Source organism: Halorubrum salipaludis (genome assembly GCF_002286985.1).
GTDB lineage: Archaea > Halobacteriota > Halobacteria > Halobacteriales > Haloferacaceae > Halorubrum > Halorubrum salipaludis.
Genome location: NZ_NSKC01000008.1, coordinates 264,802 through 284,770, shown reverse-complemented (window position 1 = coordinate 284,770; position 19,969 = coordinate 264,802). Strand labels below are relative to the sequence as shown.

19 protein-coding genes are annotated in these 19,969 nt (G+C 69.3%); 9 read left to right on the top strand and 10 right to left on the bottom strand.

The annotated features are described in order from the left end of the window. Positions 1-6: 6 nt before the first annotated feature. Positions 7-642 carry an MBL fold metallo-hydrolase gene (locus tag CK500_RS12910; protein WP_198951562.1) on the bottom strand — a complete coding sequence of 212 codons (636 nt, stop codon included), beginning with the start codon at positions 640-642 and terminating at the stop codon, positions 7-9. Between the two features lie 185 nt (positions 643-827). Here CK500_RS12910 and CK500_RS12905 point away from each other — a divergent pair, with 185 nt between their 5' ends. The 5 genes from CK500_RS12905 (at position 828) to CK500_RS12885 (ending at position 4,729) form a co-directional block, all read left to right on the top strand. Then, entirely contained in the window at positions 828-1,007 is a 180-nt protein-coding gene (locus tag CK500_RS12905) for a hypothetical protein (RefSeq protein ID WP_095637625.1), read from the top strand. A gap of 64 nt (positions 1,008-1,071) precedes the next feature. Further along, a complete protein-coding gene (locus CK500_RS12900) occupies positions 1,072-2,157 on the top strand; it encodes a cupin domain-containing protein (RefSeq protein WP_095637624.1) in 1,086 nt (361 codons plus the stop codon). Between the two features lie 53 nt (positions 2,158-2,210). Further along, a complete protein-coding gene (locus tag CK500_RS12895; protein ID WP_095637623.1) occupies positions 2,211-3,191 on the top strand; it encodes a UbiA prenyltransferase family protein in 981 nt (326 codons plus the stop codon). A 117-nt stretch (positions 3,192-3,308) separates the two neighbouring features. Continuing rightward, entirely contained in the window at positions 3,309-4,028 is a 720-nt protein-coding gene (locus CK500_RS12890) for an ABC transporter ATP-binding protein (RefSeq protein WP_095637622.1), read from the top strand. Next, a complete protein-coding gene (locus CK500_RS12885; protein WP_095637621.1) occupies positions 4,025-4,729 on the top strand; it encodes an ABC transporter ATP-binding protein in 705 nt (234 codons plus the stop codon). The genes CK500_RS12890 and CK500_RS12885 overlap by 4 nt, the downstream gene beginning before the upstream one ends. A 23-nt stretch (positions 4,730-4,752) precedes the next feature. Here the strand turns inward: CK500_RS12885 and CK500_RS12880 are convergent, their stop codons facing one another. The 5 genes from CK500_RS12880 to CK500_RS12860 form a co-directional block, all read right to left on the bottom strand. After that, positions 4,753-5,208 (bottom strand): pyridoxamine 5'-phosphate oxidase family protein, encoded by a 456-nt coding sequence (locus tag CK500_RS12880; RefSeq protein ID WP_095637620.1) that lies wholly within the window; start codon positions 5,206-5,208, stop codon positions 4,753-4,755. A gap of 88 nt (positions 5,209-5,296) precedes the next feature. Then, a complete protein-coding gene (locus tag CK500_RS12875; protein ID WP_095637619.1) occupies positions 5,297-6,535 on the bottom strand; it encodes an ABC transporter substrate-binding protein in 1,239 nt (412 codons plus the stop codon). A 115-nt stretch (positions 6,536-6,650) separates the two neighbouring features. Further along, the gene (locus CK500_RS12870; protein WP_095637618.1) at positions 6,651-7,673 is read right to left on the bottom strand and encodes a branched-chain amino acid ABC transporter permease; all 1,023 of its coding nucleotides are present in this window, start codon (positions 7,671-7,673) and stop codon (positions 6,651-6,653) included. Positions 7,674-7,677: 4 nt separating this feature from the next. After that, a complete protein-coding gene (locus CK500_RS12865) occupies positions 7,678-8,538 on the bottom strand; it encodes a branched-chain amino acid ABC transporter permease (RefSeq protein ID WP_198951561.1) in 861 nt (286 codons plus the stop codon). A gap of 70 nt (positions 8,539-8,608) precedes the next feature. Continuing rightward, positions 8,609-10,135 carry a class I adenylate-forming enzyme family protein gene (locus CK500_RS12860; RefSeq protein ID WP_198951565.1) on the bottom strand — a complete coding sequence of 509 codons (1,527 nt, stop codon included), beginning with the start codon at positions 10,133-10,135 and terminating at the stop codon, positions 8,609-8,611. A gap of 198 nt (positions 10,136-10,333) precedes the next feature. On the opposite strand from CK500_RS12860, the gene CK500_RS12855 reads away from it, so the two are divergent. Both CK500_RS12855 and CK500_RS12850 read left to right on the top strand, forming a co-directional pair. Next, positions 10,334-11,206 (top strand): fumarylacetoacetate hydrolase family protein, encoded by an 873-nt coding sequence (locus CK500_RS12855; protein WP_095637616.1) that lies wholly within the window; start codon positions 10,334-10,336, stop codon positions 11,204-11,206. 1,139 nt (positions 11,207-12,345) lie between these two features. Next, positions 12,346-13,530 carry a M50 family metallopeptidase gene (locus tag CK500_RS12850; RefSeq protein WP_095637615.1) on the top strand — a complete coding sequence of 395 codons (1,185 nt, stop codon included), beginning with the start codon at positions 12,346-12,348 and terminating at the stop codon, positions 13,528-13,530. 807 nt (positions 13,531-14,337) lie between these two features. Here the strand turns inward: CK500_RS12850 and CK500_RS12845 are convergent. From CK500_RS12845 to tmcA, 3 genes are all read right to left on the bottom strand, one after another. After that, positions 14,338-14,541 (bottom strand): hypothetical protein, encoded by a 204-nt coding sequence (locus tag CK500_RS12845; RefSeq protein WP_095637614.1) that lies wholly within the window; start codon positions 14,539-14,541, stop codon positions 14,338-14,340. Between the two features lie 103 nt (positions 14,542-14,644). Further along, positions 14,645-15,655 (bottom strand): ATP-dependent sacrificial sulfur transferase LarE, encoded by a 1,011-nt coding sequence (gene larE, locus CK500_RS12840; protein WP_095637613.1) that lies wholly within the window; start codon positions 15,653-15,655, stop codon positions 14,645-14,647. A gap of 122 nt (positions 15,656-15,777) precedes the next feature. Further along, positions 15,778-18,201 carry a tRNA(Met) cytidine acetyltransferase TmcA gene (tmcA, locus tag CK500_RS12835; RefSeq protein ID WP_095637612.1) on the bottom strand — a complete coding sequence of 808 codons (2,424 nt, stop codon included), beginning with the start codon at positions 18,199-18,201 and terminating at the stop codon, positions 15,778-15,780. A 125-nt stretch (positions 18,202-18,326) separates the two neighbouring features. Between tmcA and CK500_RS12830 the strand changes: the two genes are divergently transcribed. After that, positions 18,327-18,773: a UPF0179 family protein gene (locus tag CK500_RS12830; RefSeq protein WP_095637611.1), complete on the top strand. Its 447-nt coding sequence runs from the start codon at positions 18,327-18,329 to the stop codon at positions 18,771-18,773. 21 nt (positions 18,774-18,794) lie between these two features. Here the strand turns inward: CK500_RS12830 and CK500_RS12825 are convergent, their stop codons facing one another. Beyond that, positions 18,795-19,520: a nucleoside phosphorylase gene (locus CK500_RS12825; RefSeq protein WP_095637610.1), complete on the bottom strand. Its 726-nt coding sequence runs from the start codon at positions 19,518-19,520 to the stop codon at positions 18,795-18,797. A 187-nt stretch (positions 19,521-19,707) separates the two neighbouring features. On the opposite strand from CK500_RS12825, the gene CK500_RS12820 reads away from it, so the two are divergent. Further along, positions 19,708-19,908: a hypothetical protein gene (locus CK500_RS12820; RefSeq protein ID WP_095637609.1), complete on the top strand. Its 201-nt coding sequence runs from the start codon at positions 19,708-19,710 to the stop codon at positions 19,906-19,908. The last annotated feature ends 61 nt before the right edge of the window (positions 19,909-19,969 follow it).

Genomic DNA, 19,969 nt, shown 5'->3' with positions numbered 1-19,969 from the left:
GCGCCGTCAGTCGGGCCGCCCCGCGAACCGGACGAACCGCTCCAGCTTCCGGCTCGCGTCCGCGGTGACGCTCTCGCCGTGGAAGACGAGCCCCATGTCGAACTCGTAGTCGAGCAGCCGTCCGAGGCTCTCGTCCGCGCGGTTCAGGTCCGCGGAGTAGTACCCGGCGGGGAGCACGAAATACCCCTCGGGGAGTCCCCGCGCGTCCGCGCCGAAGACCGCGTCGCCGAGCACCGCGAGGTCGCCCGCCTCATCGACGAGCGCGTAGGCGTCCTCGGTGTGGCCCGGGACGTGGACCGCCTCGAAGCGGCCGACCGCGTCCCCGTCTCCGAACCGGTGGTCGGGCTCGACGCCGAGGTCGGCCTCGCACTCCGCGGGCACCCACGACTCGAGGTCCAGGGCCTCGACGAGCCCCGCCAGCCCGCCGACGTGGTCGCCGTCGCCGTGCGTGACCGCTATCCGCTCGGGAGCGATACCCAGCTCGTCGACGGCGTCGACGACCTCTCCGACCGTGTCCGCGAACCCCGCGTCGACGATCGTCGGCGTCTCGCCGTCGAGGACGAACACCCGGTAGCGGCCGCCGTTCGCCTCGCGGACCGTCACGTCGTACACGCCCGACCGCAGTTCGGTGATCTGCGTCATCGTCGGTCCCTCGGGGCGCCTGCGTGTTCAACGTTACCGTGCCGGACGCATCGGTATCGCGGTCACCGCGGCGGACACGCCGGTACCGCGGCGGACTCGGCGCCGGCGCGGCGGAGATAGCGGAGCGGCGGCGGAATCGCCGACGCCGGCGACATCTTTTTGCGAGCCAAACCGCAACTGGAGGTATGGCTGAGTTCGAGAACCCGTACGCGGCCGAGGACCCGTTCGTCGAAGCGCACTTCGACTGCCTGGAGTGCGGCGGCAAGCTCTGGGAGTACGCGATCCAGGGGAGCATGGTGTGTGAGGACTGCCGGAGCACGTTCCGGTCGACGGACGTGTTCGACGCGCAGGCGACCGGCGCGTAGCGGCGTTCCAGCCCCTCTCGGCGACAAAACACTTATGATTGGGCTGTGGTAACAATAGTACGACATGGCCCAGCAGGATCCCGAGGAGCTGTTAGAGCTCAGCTCCGAGACCCGAACGATACTGGAAGAACAGCGACTCCGCCCGCTGTGGGAGGTCGAGGACGACTTCGGGAACGTCTTCGACGACCTCGAGGCCGACATCTGGAAGTGGGACGAGATCCAGTCGGCGATCGACCACATCGAGGAGGACGTGCCGATCGCCGACCTCCCGCCGGGGTTCCAGCGCCGGGTGGCCGTCCCGATCAACGCCTCGATCGGGAACGCGATCTCGAACACGATCTACGTCGGGATCCAGACGGTCTCGCCCGGCGAGACCGCGCCCTCGCACCGACACGGCGCGAACGCGCTCCGCTTCACGATCGACGGCGCCGAGGAGATGAAGACGGTCGTGGCGGGCGAGGAGTTCCCGATGAAGGACAACGACCTGATCACCACCCCGCAGTGGGAGTGGCACGACCACGTCAACGACTCCGACGAGACCGCCGCGTGGCTCGACGTCCTCGATCTCCCCTTGGTGCTCGACTCGCTCAACGCCTCGAACGTCTTCGAGAACCACGAGCTCGAGCGCCAGCCGGTGACGAAGACGCAGGGGTACTGGGACTCCCAGTACGGTCGCGGTCGGCCGACCGGCGAGCGGCCCGGCGGCGACATCCCGGGACCGTTCGAGGGGATCCGCGAGCCGACGCCGCCGTACCGGTTCGGGTGGGACGAGATGCTCGAGTCGCTCCGCCAGCGCGCCGACAACGACGACCCCGACCCGCACGACGGGTACAGCCTCTCGTACGTGAACCCCGCCACCGGGAACGACCCCCTGTTCCCGACCATGTCGTTCCGCGCGCAGCTGCTCAACGAGGGGCCGACCGACCCGCACTTCCACAACGCGACCGAGGTGTTCTTCGTCATCGACGGCGAGGGGGCGACCCACGTCGACGGCGAGGCACTCGAGTGGGGCAAGTGGGACATCTTCGTCGTGCCGCCGGACGCCACCCACCACCACGAGCCCGACGACGAGGCCACGCTCCTCGGGATGAGCGACCGGCCGGTGTACGAGGCGTTCAACTTCTACGCCGAGGCCGAACCGTCGTCGTAACGCGGTTCGCCCCGGTCGAGCGCTTGAAGTGTCGAGGGGTCCAACGCCGACCGATGAGTGACCCTCGGCCGACCGACTCGGCTGCAGACTCCCCGGAGGGCCCCGGGCGCCCGGAGGCGTCCGGGCCCGCAGAGGCGTCCGACCCCTCGGAGGGCCCCGACCCCTCGGAGACGCCGGGGCACCGAGACCGGGCGGTCGCGCTCGCTCGGCTCGTCCGGCCGGCGTTCCTCGGTCCCGCGGTCGCGACCGCGGCCGTCGGCGGGCTGCTGGCGCCGGCGCCCGCTGGTCCCGTCCTGGTCGGGCACGCGCTCGCGGTCGGGCTCGCGGTGTACGCCGCGCACCTCCGCGACGCCCTCGTCGACCGGTTCCGCCGCGGCGAGGAGCCGCCCGGCGGAACGACGCCACGGCTGCTCCGCCGGGCGTTCGTCGCGGCGTCGCTGGCGTTCTGGGCCGTCGTCGCAGGGCTCTGGTGGACGGTCGGACCGGTGGCCGCCCTCGCGGTCGGCCCGCTCTGGGCGCTCGCGGCGCTCCACGCGCCGCACCTCGACGTGACTCCCGTCGGCTCCGCGACCGACTACGCGGTCGGCGTCGCCCTGGCCCTCGTCGGGGGGTACGCCCTTCAGACGGGGGCGCTCGCCCCGGACGTGCTCGCGGTCGCCGCGGCGCTGGGGCTCGCGCTGGTCGCCGTCACGGTCTCCGTCGACGCCCTCGACGCCGCGTTCGACCGGCAGATCGGCAAGCAGACGGTCCCCGTCGCGCTCGGGGCCGCCGCGGCCGATCGGCTCGCCGCGACGCTGTTCCTCGCGGCCGGGGCGACCGTCGCCGTCGCCGTCGCCGCGGGCGCGCTCCCCTGGGGGGCGCTGGCCGCGGCGGCCGTCTGTCCCGCGAGCGCGGCGGCCGTCTTCGCGCGCCCCCGTCGGCGCTCCGTGCTCGCGCAGATGGCGTCGCTGTACCCGCTCGCCGCGCTGCTCGTCGCGCCCGTCTGTCTGGCGGGGGACGCGGCCTGCGGGGGGATCCTCCGCCTGCTCGTCTGATCCGTCGGGACGGATCGTCGAACCGTGGCGTCAGGCCGAGCCACGCGAGACCGCTCGCCTCCCGGCATGTTGTGTCGTACCAAATATTTTATAACCCACGCTCCGTTGGGTGCGGATATGTTACAGGCAGAGGGCGTGACAAAGTCGTTCGGCGGGCTCGTCGCCGTCAACGACGTGAGCTTCAGCGTCGACGACGAGGAGATCGTCGGGCTGATCGGTCCGAACGGCGCGGGCAAGACGACGCTTTTCAACACGATCACGGGCGTCCACCCGCCGAACCAGGGGACGATCACGCTCGACGGCACGGAGCTGACCGGGAGAAAGCCCTTCGAGATCGCCCAACAGGGCGTCGTCCGCACGTTCCAGACGGCGCGGACGTTCAACGAGTCGACCGTCCTCGAGAACGTCACCGTCGGCGCGGTCTTCGGCGACGGACAGGACCCGGACGCGGCCGAGGAGACCGCCCGGGAGTGCCTCTCGTTCGTCGGGTTGGAAGACCAGGCGGACGCGGAGGTGTCGGGGCTCAACCTCGCCGACCGGAAGCTGCTGGAGCTGGCCCGCGGGCTCGCGACCGACCCGAACTTCATGCTGGTCGACGAGATCGGGAGCGGGCTCACCCCCGCGGAGCTGCAGACCCTCACCGACACGCTCGAGCGGACCTGCCACGACCGCGGGATCTCCGTCTTCTGGATCGAACACATCATGGACGCGATTATGGGCGCGACCGACCGGATCATCGTCCTCGATCAGGGCCAGAAGATCGCCGACGGGCCGCCGGAGGAGGTCCGGAACGACGAGCGCGTCACGGAGGCGTACCTCGGGGGTGGCGACGAATGACGATGCTCGAGGTCGAGGACCTGAACGTCGGCTACGGCGACCTCCAGGTGCTGTGGGACGTCTCGATGACGATCGAGGCGGACGACGACGTCGTCGCGCTGGTCGGGCCGAACGGAACGGGGAAAACGACGCTGATGAAGACGCTCTCCGGGATCGTCGAGCCGACGAGCGGGCGGATCGAGCTGCTCGGCGAGGACGTCTCGGCGTACGACGCCGACGAGATCGTCTCGCTCGGGTTCGTGCAGGTCTCGGAGGGCCGGAACCTCTTCGGCGACATGTCCGTCTACGAGAACCTCCGGATGGGGGCGTACCAGCACCGCGACGAGTTCAAGGACACCCTCGAAGAGGTGTACGAGATGTTCCCGGTGTTAGCGGAGCGACGCGATCAGGACGCCGGGACGCTCAGCGGCGGCGAACAGCAGATGCTCGCCATCGGCCGCGGGCTGATGGCGCAGCCGAAGCTGCTCGCGCTCGACGAGCCCTCCGGGGCGCTGGCGCCGCAGCTCGCGGAGCGCGTCTTCGAGAAGATCGAAGAGATAAGCGACGACGTGACCGTCCTCCTCGTCGAACAGCACGTCGACCGCGCGCTCGACCTGGCCGACAGCGCGTACCTCCTCGAGAACGGTCGCATCACGCAGGCCGGAACCGGGCAAGAAATGCTCGAGAGCGACCACGTCCGCGACGCGTACCTGAGCGGGTAACCCCTGTTCCGCCCGCGGGGGCGCTAGTCGTACTCCTCTCCCTTCCGTCCCGTCGCGCTCTCGATCCGGAGCTCGACCCGTCGTGATCCCGTGATGGGCTCCGACGGCGGGAAGATCGTCGGGAACCACGCGTTGTCGTCCATCGTCTCCTCCATGTGTTCGACGTCCGCCTCGGCCACGTCCGACAGCGGTCCCGAGGCGATCACGCTGCGCCAGTCGAACTTGGTGGTCGTCTCGTAGGCCGTGAGCGTCGCCGTCTCCGTCTCCTCGACGAGCGACAGCTTCCGGCTCTCCTCGCCGAACCGGAGCAGCGTCAGGAACACGCGCTCGCCGTCGTAGCCGAACGAGACGGGCACGCCGTACGCGTCGCCGTCGCCGGCGAGCGAGAGGGTCCCGTGACCCAGCTCCTCGAGGGTTCGATCCACCTGTTCGTCGGTCATCTCCACGCCCTTGACCGTGGACACGTCGGGATCTGTCATCGTCGGATCACGGCGGAGATACGGCCACCCGGATAATAATTCTCCCGCCGAACGCGGTGGGGACGCGGCAGACGGAGCGTCCGCGCCGTCAGTAGTCCTCGGGGTCGACCGCGTCCAGGCTCTCCGTCCGGAACTCCTCGACGAGGTCGAAGTCCCCGTCCGGGTAGTAGTCGGGGGCCTCGAGCTCGAAGCCGCTCCAGATGAGCTCGTACTGGTCGAGCTCTCCCCACTCGGTGTACTGGATCGGGTTCGCGTAGATCGTGTCGAACTCGATGTCGCGCATCGCGTCGCTGAGCGCCTGCCGACTGACCTCGTCGGCCTGCCTGAGCCCCTCCGCGATGAGATGGCCGGTCACGTACCCGACCGCCTGCGTGGGACCGAAGTACTCGCCGGTCTCCTCGTAGAACTCCTCGGCGATGGACTGGTACTCCTCGGAGTAGACGTCGGGCAGGTGACCGAAGAGGAACCCCTCGGCGACGTCGTCGCCGATCGCGCCGTAGTTCGATTCGGGCGGCGACACCGCCGCGGTGAACACCTCCGGCTCGAGGTCGACCTCGAGCATCTGCCGATACATGTCGTTCAGCCCGGGCGGGTGGCCGGAGCCGACGAGGATCTCGAGGTCGTCGGGCATGTCGCGGAGGTACGGCACGAAGTCGCTCTCGCCCGCGGGCGCCATCGACATCGTGAGATCGAGGCTCTCGGGGAACTCCCGCTCGATGGCGGTCTCGGCGGCGATCCCCCACGCGTAGTCGCCGTTGATCGCGCCCACCGTGTCGAACCCCCGGTCGTCGATGATCCCGGCGACGCCCCGGATGAACGCCGGCGCCGGCGGCAGCGCGGTGCGGAACGTGTACCGCGAGTCGCGGCTGAGGATGTCGATGTCGCCGGCGGCGTGTAAGAACAGCGGCACCTCGAGGTCCTCGGCGGTCTGTGCGGCCGTGACCCCGACGTCGCTCGACACCGGACCGACGGCCGCGACGGCGTCCTCCGACTCGACCTCGCTCGTCAGGATGGACGACGCCTCGCCCGGATCGGACTCGGTGTCGATCGCGTTGTGCTCGAGCTCGCGCCCCTCGACCCCGCCGTCGGCGTTGACCTCCTCGAACGCGTACTCGATGCCGCTCGTGTGAGTGTCACCGTACAGGGCGAACGGCCCGGAGTAGGGCTGCAGCCCGGCGACGACGATCGGTTCGTCGTCGCTGCCGTCGCCGCCGTCCCCGCCGCTGTCGCCGACGAGACACCCGGCGAGCGCCGCCACGCCGGTCCCGGCGCCGGTCGCCTTCAGAAACTGTCGCCTGTTCGATGATCTCGTGATATCGTTTGTCATGCGGCTTCGAAACGTGTATGCGTTCTTCCCCATCTTTAATGTTTTTATGCTACTGACCTCGGCCGCGGCGAGTCGGTGCCGAACGGCGCGTCATCGCGAAAAGCGGATCGCGCGGTCAGTCCGCGACGAGCGATCTGATCCGGGCTTTGAGCCCCAGCCGCTCGTTCAACACGTCGTCGAGGTAGGGGACGATCCCGCTCCGGAAGTAGAGGAACAGCACGATGAGCAGGAACCCGAACACGACGGTCCGCCACTGTCCGGTCGCCTGGAGCTCCTCGTTGACGTAGATGATGACCGCCGCGCCGACGATCGGCCCGAGCATCGTCCGGATCCCGCCGACGATGAGGATGATCAGCACGAGCACGTCGATGACGTTGAACTCGAACATCCCCGGGAGCACGAGCGACTCGAGCTGCGCGTACATCGGTCCGGTGAGCCCGATGACGAACGCGCTCACGAACCCGGCGAGGGTCTTGTACCGGACCACGTCGACGCCGATCGCCTCGGCCGCGATCTCGTCCTGCCGGATCGCGTCGAAGGCCATCCCGTACTTCGAGTTCCGGATGTAGTGGTACAGCGCCAACACGCCGGTGAGCAGCGCGAGCACGACGTAGTACAGCACCATGTGCTCGTGGACGCCGAGGGCGTTCTGCACGGACTCGAGCCCGAGTCCGGAGAACCGGAACCCGGTGCTTCCCCCGGTAATGTCGCGCGCGCCGACGAATATCTCGATGATCGCCAGCTGTAACGAGAGCGTGAGGATCGCGATCAGGATGACGGTGAACCGACGGCGGGCGGCCACGTAACAGACGAGCGCGCCGAGCACGCCGGCCAGCGTCGCCCCGAAGAGGAGCGTCACCCACGGCGACACGCCGAGCGCGTCCGCGGTGAGCGCCGTCGCGTACGCGCCGATCCCGGTGAGCGCGCCCACGAACAGGAACAGCTGGTCGGTGTGGCCGAAGACGATGTTCAGCGCCAGCGCCAGCGTGGCGAACACCAAGGTGAGGATGAACAGCCGCGAGATGTACGTGTAGCTCGGGTCGAAAAACAGGAGCGGCAGCGCCGCGAGCACCGCGACGACGACCGGTATTCGGAGGCGATCCCACGTCAGGCCGGAGCGTGTGGTTTCGGTTGACATTGGTTCACTTGATCTGTTCGGGGCGGGCGATCAACACGGCGATGGCGACGCCGAAGAGGACGATCTCGGAGATGTACGCGCCGACGAACGCGCTCGTGAACGTGACGACGATCCCCAGGAGCAGCCCGGCGACGGCGGCGCCGAGGACGCTCGTCACGCCGCCCACGATCGAGACGATGATCGCGTAGATCGTGAGCTCGAACGCGGTGGCCACCGAGACCTCGAAGGTGAAGCTGTACAGGATACCGGCGAGCCCGGCGACGGCGGTGCTCAACAGGAACACGTACGTCCGCATGCGCCGCGGGCTGATCCCGCAGAGGATCGCACCCGTCTCGTCCTGCAGGACGGTCCGCATGGCCCCGCCGAGGTACGTCCGGCTGAAGAAGTAGTACAACGCGGCGAACACCGCGGCCGCGATCGCGATCACCGCGATCGACGAGCCGCGTATCTGCACGCCGGCCAGCGAGACGGACGCGATCCCGCTGCTCAGCGAGTAGCTCGAGGGGTAGGTGATAAACAGGATCCCGTCGAGGAACGTCGCGAGCCCGAGCGTGGTGAAGATCCCGAGCAGGATCCGCTCGTCGCCCTCCGAGCGGTACACGAGCGAGAGCAGCGAGCGGTCGACGGCCAGCCCGAGGAGCGAGACCGCGAGGACGGCGAGCGGGATCGCGGCGAAGAGGGTCCCCGTGAGACCGAACAGCTCCATCGCGAGGATGATCGCGATCACGGAGAACACGCCGAGCGCGAGGTTCAACACGCCGCCGAGTCCGAACACGACGGTGATGCCGACCCCGAGGAGCGCGAACACCATCCCGCGGGATATCCCGTCGATCAACAGTTCAATCAGTCGTATTCCGGTATCCATTTTGTGGTAACCCTATTTTGTAACGGTTTAATGATTATGATGGTCTCAGTACACGTGCGTCCGACCCGCTTCAGAAGAACTCCGAGTGGACCTCTTCTCTCCGGATCTTCCCGGTGCTGGTCCGCGGCAGGGAGTCGGCGCCGATCACGTACTCGCGGGGGCGCTTGAAGTCGGCGAGGTCGTCGCTGTCGCGCAGGAACTCGTCGAGCGTCTCCTCGTCGGTGTCTCCCCGGACGACCGCGGCGATCCGGCTCCCCCACGTCTCGTCGTCGAGGCCGACGACGGCGACCTCCTCGACGTCCGGATGCCGCGCGATCACCTCCTCAACCTCCTGCGGGTAGACGTTCTCGCCGCCGCTGATGATCATGTTGTCGACCCGATCGACGATGTAGAGGTACCCGTCCTCGTCGATCCGCGCGACGTCACCCGTCCGTAACCACCCGTCCGCGAACAGCTCCTCGGTGCGCTCCGGGCGGTCGAGGTAGCCGTCACACATCCCGGGGGAGCGCCCGATCACCTCGCCGGTCTCGCCGGCGTCGACCTCCGCGGTCGGGTCGAACTCGTCGGGCGAGGGCGGCGTCTCGACGACGCGGAGCTCCCACGTGAACGACTCCTTGCCGATGGTTCCGGGCTTCTCCGTCTGGATCTCGGGGTCGGCGAACGCGAGGTTCGGTCCCCCCTCGGTCAGCCCGTAGGTGTTGTAGATCCCGTCCGTGAGGTGTTCGCCGGCGGCCGTCGCGAGGTCCTCCGTCACCACCGATCCGCCGGTCCGGATGTACGAGAGCGCCGAGAGGTCGTACTCGCCCGCCTCGGCGGCGTCGACGAGCCCGTGGAGCTGCGTCGGGACGGCGAGCACCCCCGTAGCGTCGTGCTCGTCGATGAGCGAGAGCGTCTCCGGCGGGTCAAACGCCTCCTGGATGACCAGCGTGGCGCCCGCCTGGAGGTGCGGGAGGATCCACGCGTCCGTCGTCACCATGTGATACCACGGCGTCGTCACGACGGCGACGTCGTGGCGGTCGATCCCGTGTTCCATGACGACCTGCGTGCTCCCGTACCAGAGCTGGTCCTGCTCGAACAACACGCCCTTGGAGGCCGTGGTGGTCCCGCTCGTGTAGAGGATCCCGTGCTCGTTCCCGTGCGGGTCCGGGCGTTCGGGGTCGGTCTCCTCGAGGAGGGCCTCGTAGTCGCGAACGTCGTCGCGGTCGGTGGCCTCGCCGCCGACGCTCACCGCCACCTCGATGTCGGTCCGATCGAGCACCGCGAGCGCCGTCTCGGCGTTCGGCGCGTCGAAGAGCAGCAGGGACGCGTCCGTCGGTTCGAGCATCCCGACGAGCTCCCCCGGACTCGACCGGAACGGGAGCTGGGCGTTGGCGGCGCCGCGCTTCTGGCTCGCGATCATCGCCTCGACCGCCTCAGCGCTCGTATGGGCGATCGTGGCGATGCGGTCCGAACCGACCAGCGAATCGAGGCCGGCCGCGAGCCGGTCGGTCCGCTCGTCGAGTTCGGCGTACGTGAGCCGCCGCCCGTCCTCGGTCCGAACCGCGTCCCGCTTCGGATGACATCGGACGGACCTGTCGAATGCGTCGATACAGTTCATGACCATCGTGGGTACCACTGACACGTCGACAAATGACATTAACTATTGTGGTATCCGCAGGGGCCTGATCGGCGAGCGCTCCGGGCCCCGGTTCGCCCGTCCCCGACGACGCGATCTCGACCGCCGGGCGTTCCCGCGGGAACCGTCGATACTGGTCGACAGGGGATGTTTTATAACGCTCGCCGAGTAGGCTGGCGTATGCGATTCGTCCAGTACGACGACGGGCGGCTGGGACTGCTCACCGAAGACGGCGACGGCATCGTCGATCTCACCGACCGGCTCGACCTCGAGAGCGAGGACCCGCTTCAGGAGTACCTCGACCGGGGGCTCGACGCGAGCGAGTACGCCGACGAGCCGGCCGACGTCGCCCGCGACGAGGTCGAGATCGGAGCCCCGGTCCGCCGCCCCGGGAAGGTGATCGCCGCGCCGCTGAACTACGAGAACCACATCGAGGAGGCGATCGCTGACAAGGACATCACCACCGACGAGTGGTTCACCATCGAGGACAAGGGGTACTTCCTGAAGGCCCCGTCCAGCGTCGTCGGCCCCGACCACGGGATCGAGCTCCCCTTCTCCGACCGGCGCTGCGACCACGAGATCGAGCTCGCGTTCGTCATGGGCAAAGACGTCAAGGACGCCTCGGTCGAGGAGGCGTGGGACGCGATCTTCGGGTACACGATCCTCCTCGACATCTCCGTCCGCGGCGACCAGGACCGCTCGAACCGCAAGTCCTACGACACGTTCACGGTCGTCGGACCGAGCGTCGTCACCGCCGACGAGGTCGACGACCCGCAGAACCTCTCGCTCGAGCTCCAGCTCAACGGGGACACCAAGCAGGACGACAGCACCGCCGACATGGTGTACACGTGCGGGAACATCGTCCAGTACGCGTCGATCGGCGCCACCCTCGAGGCTGGAGACGTGGTCACGACGGGAACGCCGGAAGGAGTCGGCGCGCTGTCGGACGGCGACACGATCGACGCCACCATCGAGGACGTCGGTTCGATGACCGTCGACGTGACGGAGCGCGACACGGCCTTCTCCGACGTCGACGTGAACAAGGACGGGTAGGCGCCCCGAGCCGGACGTTCGCTCACAGAGAACAAAGGTTCCGAAACGCGAAGCCGGCGCTTCCGGACGGGCGCCGAGCGAGACGGCCAGCCGCACAGAGATTACAAACATAAGATTGTAATTTTATCGGCGGTCCGTCGGTCCTCACCGCGGTTCCGGCGGGACGGGACTCGGACCCGTCGTCGTTGGGCGCTCACGCGGGCGAAGCAGCGTTCGCTATTGGCGCACATGTTTTCGGATAAACGACGGCTCGTCGATCGCAGAGCGTGGGTCCGGGCCGGCCGCGTCGGACCGAGCGGGTCCGGTTCGGCCCCGACGCCGCCGCGTCGAGTCGTGGAATCACTGAGCGGTCGACCACCGGTGCCGGTCAGTGAGCGGTCGACCACCGGGACCCGCGTCGGTTCGCGTCGGACGCGGCCGATTCACCGCAGTCCCGGATCGAATGGCGGCTCCGATCGGATCGAGCTACTCGTGTAACGTTTCCTCTCTGCGAACGAACGTTGAGTCAGGCTCGCTTCGCGTTCCCCCACGATCACGCGGTCGAACGGGACCCGAATCCGTTCCGGAGCGCTCGCCGGTTCGTCACCCCCAACCCGGTGTGACCCGGTGCGTTTTCGTCGCCGACGATCGCCGGCGTTCAAGTAGTTCAGGAAACGACTATTTCGATATTAAATAGGATATCTGTTATAATTGGCGCCGATCACTTGAGCCGTGCCTTCTCATAACAGGGTCGCTGTTTCGACGGGACGCCCAAGTCGACTCGGTTTCGTCGATCGAGACGGTACCTACCGATTGTCCCGTTCGAATTTTATGAATTGGAAGCCTATTTCGAAAATTCGTTCGGTTCTGTTTTATATAGCAGTATATTTCAAACAGGTCGGTGCGAAAGTGACGGCTTCCCGTTTTCACCGCCCCTCCACCGACCGTCACCCCGAGACAGAGACCGGCTCGGTTCCGGCCGGAGATCTGTTCTGTGAGTCCCGCTGCGGACCTCTGGCCGAACTCATACTCGAAAATAAACAAAATCACATACTATTCTGTGAATTTGGTAGGTTAGCGCAGATAGACGCCGGATTCGAGATCGATCGACGGTTGTGATCCCCCCGACGTTTATCCACCCGCCCGTCTAACTCGCGGGTATGCGTGGAATCAAGGTCGGGACCGTGTTGGGGATCCCGGTCAGGCTCAACTGGACGTTTCTGATCGTACTGCCGCTTTTCGCCTATCTCATCGGCTCGCAGGTCGGAATGATCGCCGAGGTGATGAACCAGTCGCTCGGCGCCGGCATCGACCCGGCCGCGCTCGCCGGCGGCTTCACGCCCTGGGCGCTCGGCCTGGCCGCCGCGCTCGGGCTGTTCGGCGGCGTCCTCCTCCACGAGTTCGGTCACTCGATCGTCGCCATGCGGTACGGCTACGAGATCGAGTCGATCACCCTGTGGCTGCTCGGCGGGCTCGCGAACTTCGCGGAGTTCCCCGAGGACTGGAAACACGAGTTCTGGATCGCGATCGCGGGCCCGGTCGTCAGCGTCGCGGTCGGGCTCGCCTGTTTCGGCGTGTTCGCGCTCGCGCCGGTCGGCTCGAACGCCGTGCTGTTCCTCTTCGGCTACCTCGCGCTGTTGAACGTCGTGCTCGCCGTGTTCAACATGCTCCCCGCCTTCCCGATGGACGGCGGCCGCGTCCTCCGGGCGCTCCTCGCGCGGAACCAGCCGCACGCGCAGGCGACCCAGCGCGCCGCCTCCGTGGGTAAGGTGTTCGCCTTCATCATGGGGTTAATCGGGGTACTGAACTTCCAACTGCTGCTCATCGTGTTGGCCTTCTTCATCTACATCGCCGCCTCCGGCGAGGCCCAGCAGACGACCCTGAAGGCCGCCTTCGAGGACGTCACCGTCGCCGACGTGATGACCCGCCGCGAGGACCTCCACACGGTCACCGCGGACACCTCGGTCGCCGACCTGATGAGCCGGATGTTCGAGGAGCGGCACACCGGCTACCCCGTGCTCCACGGCGACGACCTCGTCGGCATGGTGACCTTAGAGGACGCCCGATCGGTCCGGGACGTCGAGCGGGACGCCTATCGAGTCGACGACGTGATGGAGACCGATCTGGTCGGCATCGGCCCCGAGGCCGACGCGATGACCGCGCTGCAGACGATGCAGGAGAACGGCGTCGGCCGGCTCCCGGTGGTCGACCGGAGCGGCGAGCTGGTCGGGATCATCTCTCGGACGGACCTGATGACCGCGTTCAACATCATCCAGACGGGCGGCACCCCGAGCATCATCAGCGGGCGCCGACAGGGGGCCGAGGGCGGCCCCGGCCTGTTCTGAGACCGCGGTTACAACCTCGTTACGAGGGATCCCGAGGCCCCGTCGGACGGTTTTTCAGACAGCGTCTCATCCGACGGGGTCGGCCGCCAATCGACTGCTCTTGATCGATGGCGGGAGTGGGTATCGCAAATTGGCTGATCGGTTGTTTATAAGTTGAATTTGGGTGTTGCTGACGAGTGTTTATAAGTGATCGATGTGGCCGCGGTGAATACCTCCAAAGCCCCAGCCGCGAGGACTCGCGCGGCTCGCTGCGCGCTTCAGTCGCTCGCTGCGCTCGCTCTTTCCAGTGCTTGCGTCGCCGTGCTTCGTCCTCGCGGCAGCGAGGCGCTTCGCGCCTCTGGCAGCCGGCGGCTCCGCCGCCGGCGACTGCCCCTTTGAGTCCCACCCTGCACAGCACCGCCGGAAGACGGTCCTGCTCGCTCACTGCTCGCGGCTTCGCCGCTCGCCAGTCGAGGTGCTCGCTTCGCTCGCACCTCGCACCGTTCGCTGCGCGGGCTGCGACTTCCGTGCTCCCGCTCGCTCCCTTCGGTCGCTCGCGGGACCGCAGCCTCACGCCTCCCCAGCCTCGTCGGCCGGCGCTTATAAGCGCCGGCCGACTCCCTCGCGCGTGCTCCTCGGCCGCGAAGCGGCCTCGGAGGCACGCGCCACCACAATCGGTTTATAAGCGATCGTCGCCGTCGCCCACATCCCTTTTAAACATTCTCTCACCACCACTGATCTGCAATACTCACTCCCGCAATCAATCGCCATCGGGGCGGAACGTGCCTCCGGCTGGGGAGTTCAATGGGCCCGCTCAGGAAGGCCGATTCACTCGCCGTCGGCGCTCACGAAGAACTCCACGTCGCCCGCGATGACGGCGCTCGCGATCACCGCCGCGCCGACGAGCACCGCGACGACGAGCGTCGTCAGAGTCACGCCGAGCGCGTCCCCGCCGACGGCGACGCCGACGAACGCGCCGACGGCTCCGCCCACGCCGCCCGCGATGATCGCGAGCGTCTTCGCCTCGCTCATAGCTGTCGGTTCGGCAACACGGGAGATAAACGTTCGCGTCGGGTTCTCTCGGGTGATAACGGCCCGTCGCGGGCGGCCGGCGTCACGCCCGGCCCGCGACGCCTCAGCGGGGGTACTGTCTGCCGAGATCGACGACGGTCCTGTCGCCGCTCGCGTCGTCCGTCCCATCGCGGCTCTCCGCGTCCTCGCCGCTTCCCGCCCCCTGGTCGCTCTCTGTCCCCTCGCCGCTCGCCGCGTCCTCGCCGTCGTCCTCCTCCCCGCCATCGCCGCCGCCCGGACTCACGCTCCCGGTGCGGTAGCCGGCCATGTCGAGGGTGACGTACTCGAACCCCACGTCGGTGAGGTGCTCGTGGACCGCGTCGGCGAAGGCGGGATCGAGGGCGCGCTCCAGCTCGTCGGGCGCGATCTCGACGCGCGCGAGCCCATCGTGGTCGCGCACCCGAAACCCCTCGAATCCCCACTCGCGGAGCACCCGTTCGGCCTTCTCGACGCGGGTCAGCCGCTCCTCCGTCACCTCCAGTCCGGTCGGGATCCGCGAGGAGAGACACGCCATCGAGGGCTTGTCGGCGACCGAGAGGTCGTACGCCTCGGCGATCTCCCGGACCTCGTCTTTCGTGATCGCCGCGTCCAGAAGCGGCGAGAACACGTCCAGCTCCTCGACCGCGCGGAGGCCGGGACGGTGGCCCTCGCCGGGGTCGTCGGCGTTCGTCCCGTCGCAGACGGTGTCGATGCCGAGCTCCTGTGCCGTCTCGTACATCCGACCGAGCCGCATCGTCCGGCAGTGGTAACAGCGGTCGCCGTCGTTGGCGACGAAGTTCGGGTCGTCGAGCTCGGAGAAGGTGACCGTCTCGTGGGCGATCCCGATCTCGCCGGCGACCCGCTTCGCGTCGTCGAGTTCCGCGGCCGGCAGCGTCTCGCTCCGCGCCGTGCACGCGACCGCGTCGTCGCCGAGCGCGTCGCGCGCGAGCGCCGCGACGACCGAGGAGTCGACCCCGCCGGAGAAGGCGACGAGGACGCCGTCGCGCTCGGCGAGCGCGTCGCGGGCGGCCGCCGCTTTCGCCGCCGTCTCGGGGGCGAGCTCGCTCCCGTCGGCGGCGAGGGTGTGCTGGCTCATGGCCTCGGCTTCGCGGTCGGCGGGAAAAAGCGCGTCGGCCGCGGACGGCCGGGACCGAGTGCGGTCGCCGCGGCCGGTTCGCGGCGCCGGTCGACTCGGTCTGTACCCGCTCGCCGCGCGGCTCACTCGGAGTTTATAAACCGCTCCCGCTCCGCGAGCGCGAACTCGGTCCCGTACCGCTCGACGAGGGGCTCGTAGGCGTCGCCGAGCGCGCGCATGCAGGCCCCGGCCGACACGTACCCCAGCTCGTCGGCGACCGACTCGCTCGGGCGGCCCTGCAGGACCTTCCGGACGAGCAGGCGCTTCTCGCGGTCGTCGAGGGGGTCGCCGTCGCCGTCGTCGCTCTCTCTCCCGCCCTCGATCAGCGCCGCGATGGCGAGGTCGCGGAACGCGCCGGGCGCGCTGTCGTACATCCCCGGACCGAACGACGCGCCCACCGCGGAGCGCCACTCGGTCTCGGTCAGGTCGACGGACACCGACGCCGAGCAGGCCCGGAGCGCACCGGCGACCACGTCGGGGTCCGCGTCGCGGTGGGCGTCCGAGAGCCCGTCGCGCTCGCGGTCGCGGAAGGCGGCGGCGTGGCGGTCGAGCAGCGCGCTTCCCGGTCCCCCCTCGCCGGCCGCGGTCACCGGCCGCACCATGATCGCGGAGTACTCCCCGGAGGCGTCGTTGCGGGAGGTCGAGAGGTGGACCGTCCGGTAGCCCGCCCGCCGCCAGAAGCGGAGCAGGCGCGGGGTCGCGCCGTAGCCGACCGAGAAGTAGTCGACCTCGGCGTCGACCCCCTCGCCCTCCCCGTGCTCCTCGCCCTCCCCGCGCTCCTCGCCCTCCCCGCGCTCCTCGCCCTCTTTGCCCTCCCCGCGCTCCTCGCCCTCCCCGCGCTCCTCGCCCTCCCCGCCGAACTCCGCGTGCACCTCGTCGAGCAGGCGCGTGCCGAACCCCTCGCCCCTGAGCGCGTGGTGGGTCGCGATCCGGACCGTCCGCAGCCCCCGCGGCGCGGCGGCCTCCTCGTCGCGGAGCTGGCTCGTGAGCACGTCCGGCACCATGTTCCCCCGAATCCGCTCGCCCTCGTACATCCGCCGGCGCGTCTCGGCGTCGAGCCCGCCCTCCCGCGCGAGCAGCGCGACGGCGACGACCCGGCCCTCGGCCGTCAGGGCCCGCGCCGTGAGGTTCGGCGCGTCGAGCAGCCGCGCGAGGTCGTTCGGCTCGGTGCGGTAGTGGGCAGCGACGAGCAGCCCGAACGCCTCCCGGAGCAGGGCCTCGTCCCCGAGCAGGTCGTCGGCCGGAAGCGCGCGGTACGTCGCGTCCCCGACCGCGCTCCCCGCGACCGCCTCGTCGACCGCCGGGCGCGCGTCCAACAGGAGCGCCCGCGACGCCCACGCCTCCACCGGGTCGTTCCGCGCGTACCGGATCGGCTCGTCGAGCCGCACCTCCCGCACCGAAAAGCGGCTCGCGCGCAGGCGTTCCGTGAACCGGATCGCGAACCCGCGGCCTGCGCCCTCGTAGCCGTGGACCGTCGTGCAGAACGCGACCGCCGGCGCGTCGAGGAACCGCTCCAACAGCCGCACCGGGAGCGCGGCCGCCTCGTCGACGATCACCGCGTCCGGGTCGTCGGGGAGCTCGGCCGCCTCGGCGGGAGCGAGGAACCGGACCCGCCCGCCGTCCGGCGCGTCGAGGCGGCGGGGAGCGGTCTCAGAATCGGTCTCCCCTTCGCCGATCAGCTCGCTCGCCCGCGCGAACACCTCCGACGCGTTGCGGAACGCCGGCGCCGTGACGAGCACGTCGGCGCCCGCGAGCGCGAGCGCGCCCGCCGCGATCCCGGCCGCGCTCGACTTCCCGCGCCCGCGGTCCGCCTCGGCGACGACCGCGTGTCCCGGCGTCGCGAGCGACTCGAACGCCCGCACCGCCCGGACCTGATCGCCCGTGAGGCAGGCCTCGTAGGCCGCGGCCGGGAACGCCGCGTTCGGTGGGGCGCTCGGCGGGGCGCTCGGCGGGACGGTCGACTCCGCGGTCGTCTCCTCCCGCGGACCGGTGAGCCCGTCGCGCTCGACCGCGTCGCCCGCCGGCCCGTCTTCCCCGAGCGAGACGACCGCGATCCCCGGATGCGACCGGAGCGTCCCGACGAAGCGCTCGCGGAACCGCCCCGTCACGTCGTCGACCCCGTACGGCGGGACCGCGAGCGAGTCGTCGAACCGGTCGCGGACCGCGGGCCACTCGTCGAGGTCCGGGGTCAGGAGGACGAGGAGGCCGCCGCCGTCGACGGCACCCACGCAGCGGCCGAGCGCGTTCGGGACGAACCGCTCGTGGCAGTCGAGGACGACGACCTCGCGGGTGCGGCCCAGCAGCTCGTCGGCGTTCCGCGGGCGATGCTCCTCGAACCGGAACCCCTCTCGCGTGGAGACGATCGCGGTCGAAGTGGGATCGACCGCCTCGATCGCGTCGTAGGCCGCGTCGAACCCGCGGTCGCGGTCGCCGGCGAGCACGAGGACGCGCCGCTCGTTCGCCGCCTCGGCCTCCCGATTCGCGTCTCGTGCCAGCGCCGCGATCATCGTTGGTCGTGGTTGCCGGAGCGCCCGGATGTGTCTTCCCCTCCGGGCGCGCCGCGCCTCTCCGGGTGCGCGCCCTTGCCGCCCGAGGCGGGAGGCTTACGGCGGCGCGGAGCGTCGTGTCGCCCATGACCACGGTCACGCTCATCGGCACGCGGCTCGCGGACACCGGCCGCGAGTTCGTCTATCAGGGCGAGTCGCCCGACTGCGAGGGGTGTCCCTACCGGGGCCAGTGTCTCAACCTCTCCGAGGGGACCCGGTACCGCGTGACGGGGATCCGGGAGAACGCGCAGACGCTCGACTGCGCCGTCCACGACGCCGGCGTCCGCGCCGTCGAGGTCGAGCCCGCGCCCGTCCCCGCGAACGTCCCGTCGAAGCAGGCGTACGCCGGCGGCCGCGTGTCGCTCGCGGGACCGTGCCCGCACACCGAGTGCCCGAGCCACGGGTACTGCGTCCCAGACGGCGCCGACTTCGACGACGAGCGCGTGATCGACCAGGTGCTCGGCGAGCCGCCGCACGACACCTGTGCGCTCGACCGAGACCTGACGCTGGTGGAGTTCCGGGCGGAGGAGTAGCGGACCGACCGCGACCGACGCCTACAGCGCCGTGACCGCGTTCAGCGTGATCCGGATCGCCCGTTCGACGTTGTCCTTGGCCTTCTCCGGCAGCTCGTCGTCCGAGTCCGCGCCCTTCTGCGTGCCCGCGACGAGGTTGCCGTCGACGGTGCAGATCGCGCCGGCCCGCAGCCCCTTGCGCCGCGCGAGCGCGAAGACGGTCGCCGCCTCCATCTCGATCGCGAGGAGGTTCGCGTCCTCCCAGTCGTCGATGTACTCGTCGCTCTCGTTGTAGAACGCGTCGTCGGAGACGATCGGCCCGACGTGGATCTCCTCGCCGTTGTCCTCTGCGGCGCCGACGAGCTCGGTGAGCGCGTCGTAGTCGGGGACCGCGGGGTACTCGACGGACTCGTAGCGCTTGCTCGTCCCCTCCTCCTTGGCCGCGCCCGTCGCGACCACCATGTCGCCGACCTCCATGTCCGCCTGCAGGGCGCCGCAGGTGCCACACCGGAGGAACGTCTCGACGCCGACCCGCGAGAGCTCCTCGATCGCGATCGCGGCCGACGGACAGCCGATCCCGGTCGAACAGATGGTGAGGTCGACGCCCTCGTAGCTCGCGTTGACGACCTTGTACTCGCGGTTCTGCGCGACGAGCTCGCTGTCGTCACAGAGGTCCGCGATCCGGTCGACGCGCCCCGGGTCGCCGGGGATGATCGCGATCTCGTGGACGTCGCCCTCTTCGACCAGCAGGTGCGGCTGTTTCGCCATACGCGGCGAGACACCCGCCGCGCGCAAAAACGGACCGGTCGGGAGGCGGGAAGGCGGCCGAGATGGCAATTTGATATCGCGGAATGTGATTTATAGCTGGCGTATCGGGACTGACCCCATCTCTCCGACGAGCGCGTCGACGCCGACGGATCGGCCGGTTTATCGCCCGCCCTCGCCAGGGTCGGGCATGAGCGACTCCGACGACCCCGCCGCCGTCTCGCTCGCCGCGTCGATCGGCGCGCTCGTCGTCACGTTCCTCCTCATCACGCCGATCGCCGGGACGCTGCTCGGCTTCAACTGGACGCAGGCCGTGCTGATCGGCGGGCTCTCCGGGTCCGTCGCCGTCCTGTCGGCGCGGCTGACGGCGCGACGAGCGAGCGGTGAGTAAGTCTCGACGGCTGCGACGCCGGCCTCGGCCGCACGGCGGTTATCGCAACTGAGAGGTTGGA

Bases quoted from the DNA above. Each gene is read 5' to 3' on its own strand.
- CK500_RS12910 (WP_198951562.1), bottom strand. From the start codon at position 642: ATGACGCAGATCACCGAACTGCGGTCGGGCGTGTACGACGTGACGGTC.
- CK500_RS12905 (WP_095637625.1), top strand. From the start codon at position 828: ATGGCTGAGTTCGAGAACCCGTACGCGGCCGAGGACCCGTTCGTCGAA.
- CK500_RS12900 (WP_095637624.1), top strand. From the start codon at position 1,072: ATGGCCCAGCAGGATCCCGAGGAGCTGTTAGAGCTCAGCTCCGAGACC.
- CK500_RS12895 (WP_095637623.1), top strand. From the start codon at position 2,211: ATGAGTGACCCTCGGCCGACCGACTCGGCTGCAGACTCCCCGGAGGGC.
- CK500_RS12890 (WP_095637622.1), top strand. From the start codon at position 3,309: ATGTTACAGGCAGAGGGCGTGACAAAGTCGTTCGGCGGGCTCGTCGCC.
- CK500_RS12885 (WP_095637621.1), top strand. From the start codon at position 4,025: ATGACGATGCTCGAGGTCGAGGACCTGAACGTCGGCTACGGCGACCTC.
- CK500_RS12880 (WP_095637620.1), bottom strand. From the start codon at position 5,208: ATGACAGATCCCGACGTGTCCACGGTCAAGGGCGTGGAGATGACCGAC.
- CK500_RS12875 (WP_095637619.1), bottom strand. From the start codon at position 6,535: ATGACAAACGATATCACGAGATCATCGAACAGGCGACAGTTTCTGAAG.
- CK500_RS12870 (WP_095637618.1), bottom strand. From the start codon at position 7,673: ATGTCAACCGAAACCACACGCTCCGGCCTGACGTGGGATCGCCTCCGA.
- CK500_RS12865 (WP_198951561.1), bottom strand. From the start codon at position 8,538: ATGGATACCGGAATACGACTGATTGAACTGTTGATCGACGGGATATCC.
- CK500_RS12860 (WP_198951565.1), bottom strand. From the start codon at position 10,135: ATGAACTGTATCGACGCATTCGACAGGTCCGTCCGATGTCATCCGAAG.
- CK500_RS12855 (WP_095637616.1), top strand. From the start codon at position 10,334: ATGCGATTCGTCCAGTACGACGACGGGCGGCTGGGACTGCTCACCGAA.
- CK500_RS12850 (WP_095637615.1), top strand. From the start codon at position 12,346: ATGCGTGGAATCAAGGTCGGGACCGTGTTGGGGATCCCGGTCAGGCTC.
- CK500_RS12845 (WP_095637614.1), bottom strand. From the start codon at position 14,541: ATGAGCGAGGCGAAGACGCTCGCGATCATCGCGGGCGGCGTGGGCGGA.
- larE (WP_095637613.1), bottom strand. From the start codon at position 15,655: ATGAGCCAGCACACCCTCGCCGCCGACGGGAGCGAGCTCGCCCCCGAG.
- tmcA (WP_095637612.1), bottom strand. From the start codon at position 18,201: ATGATCGCGGCGCTGGCACGAGACGCGAATCGGGAGGCCGAGGCGGCG.
- CK500_RS12830 (WP_095637611.1), top strand. From the start codon at position 18,327: ATGACCACGGTCACGCTCATCGGCACGCGGCTCGCGGACACCGGCCGC.
- CK500_RS12825 (WP_095637610.1), bottom strand. From the start codon at position 19,520: ATGGCGAAACAGCCGCACCTGCTGGTCGAAGAGGGCGACGTCCACGAG.
- CK500_RS12820 (WP_095637609.1), top strand. From the start codon at position 19,708: ATGAGCGACTCCGACGACCCCGCCGCCGTCTCGCTCGCCGCGTCGATC.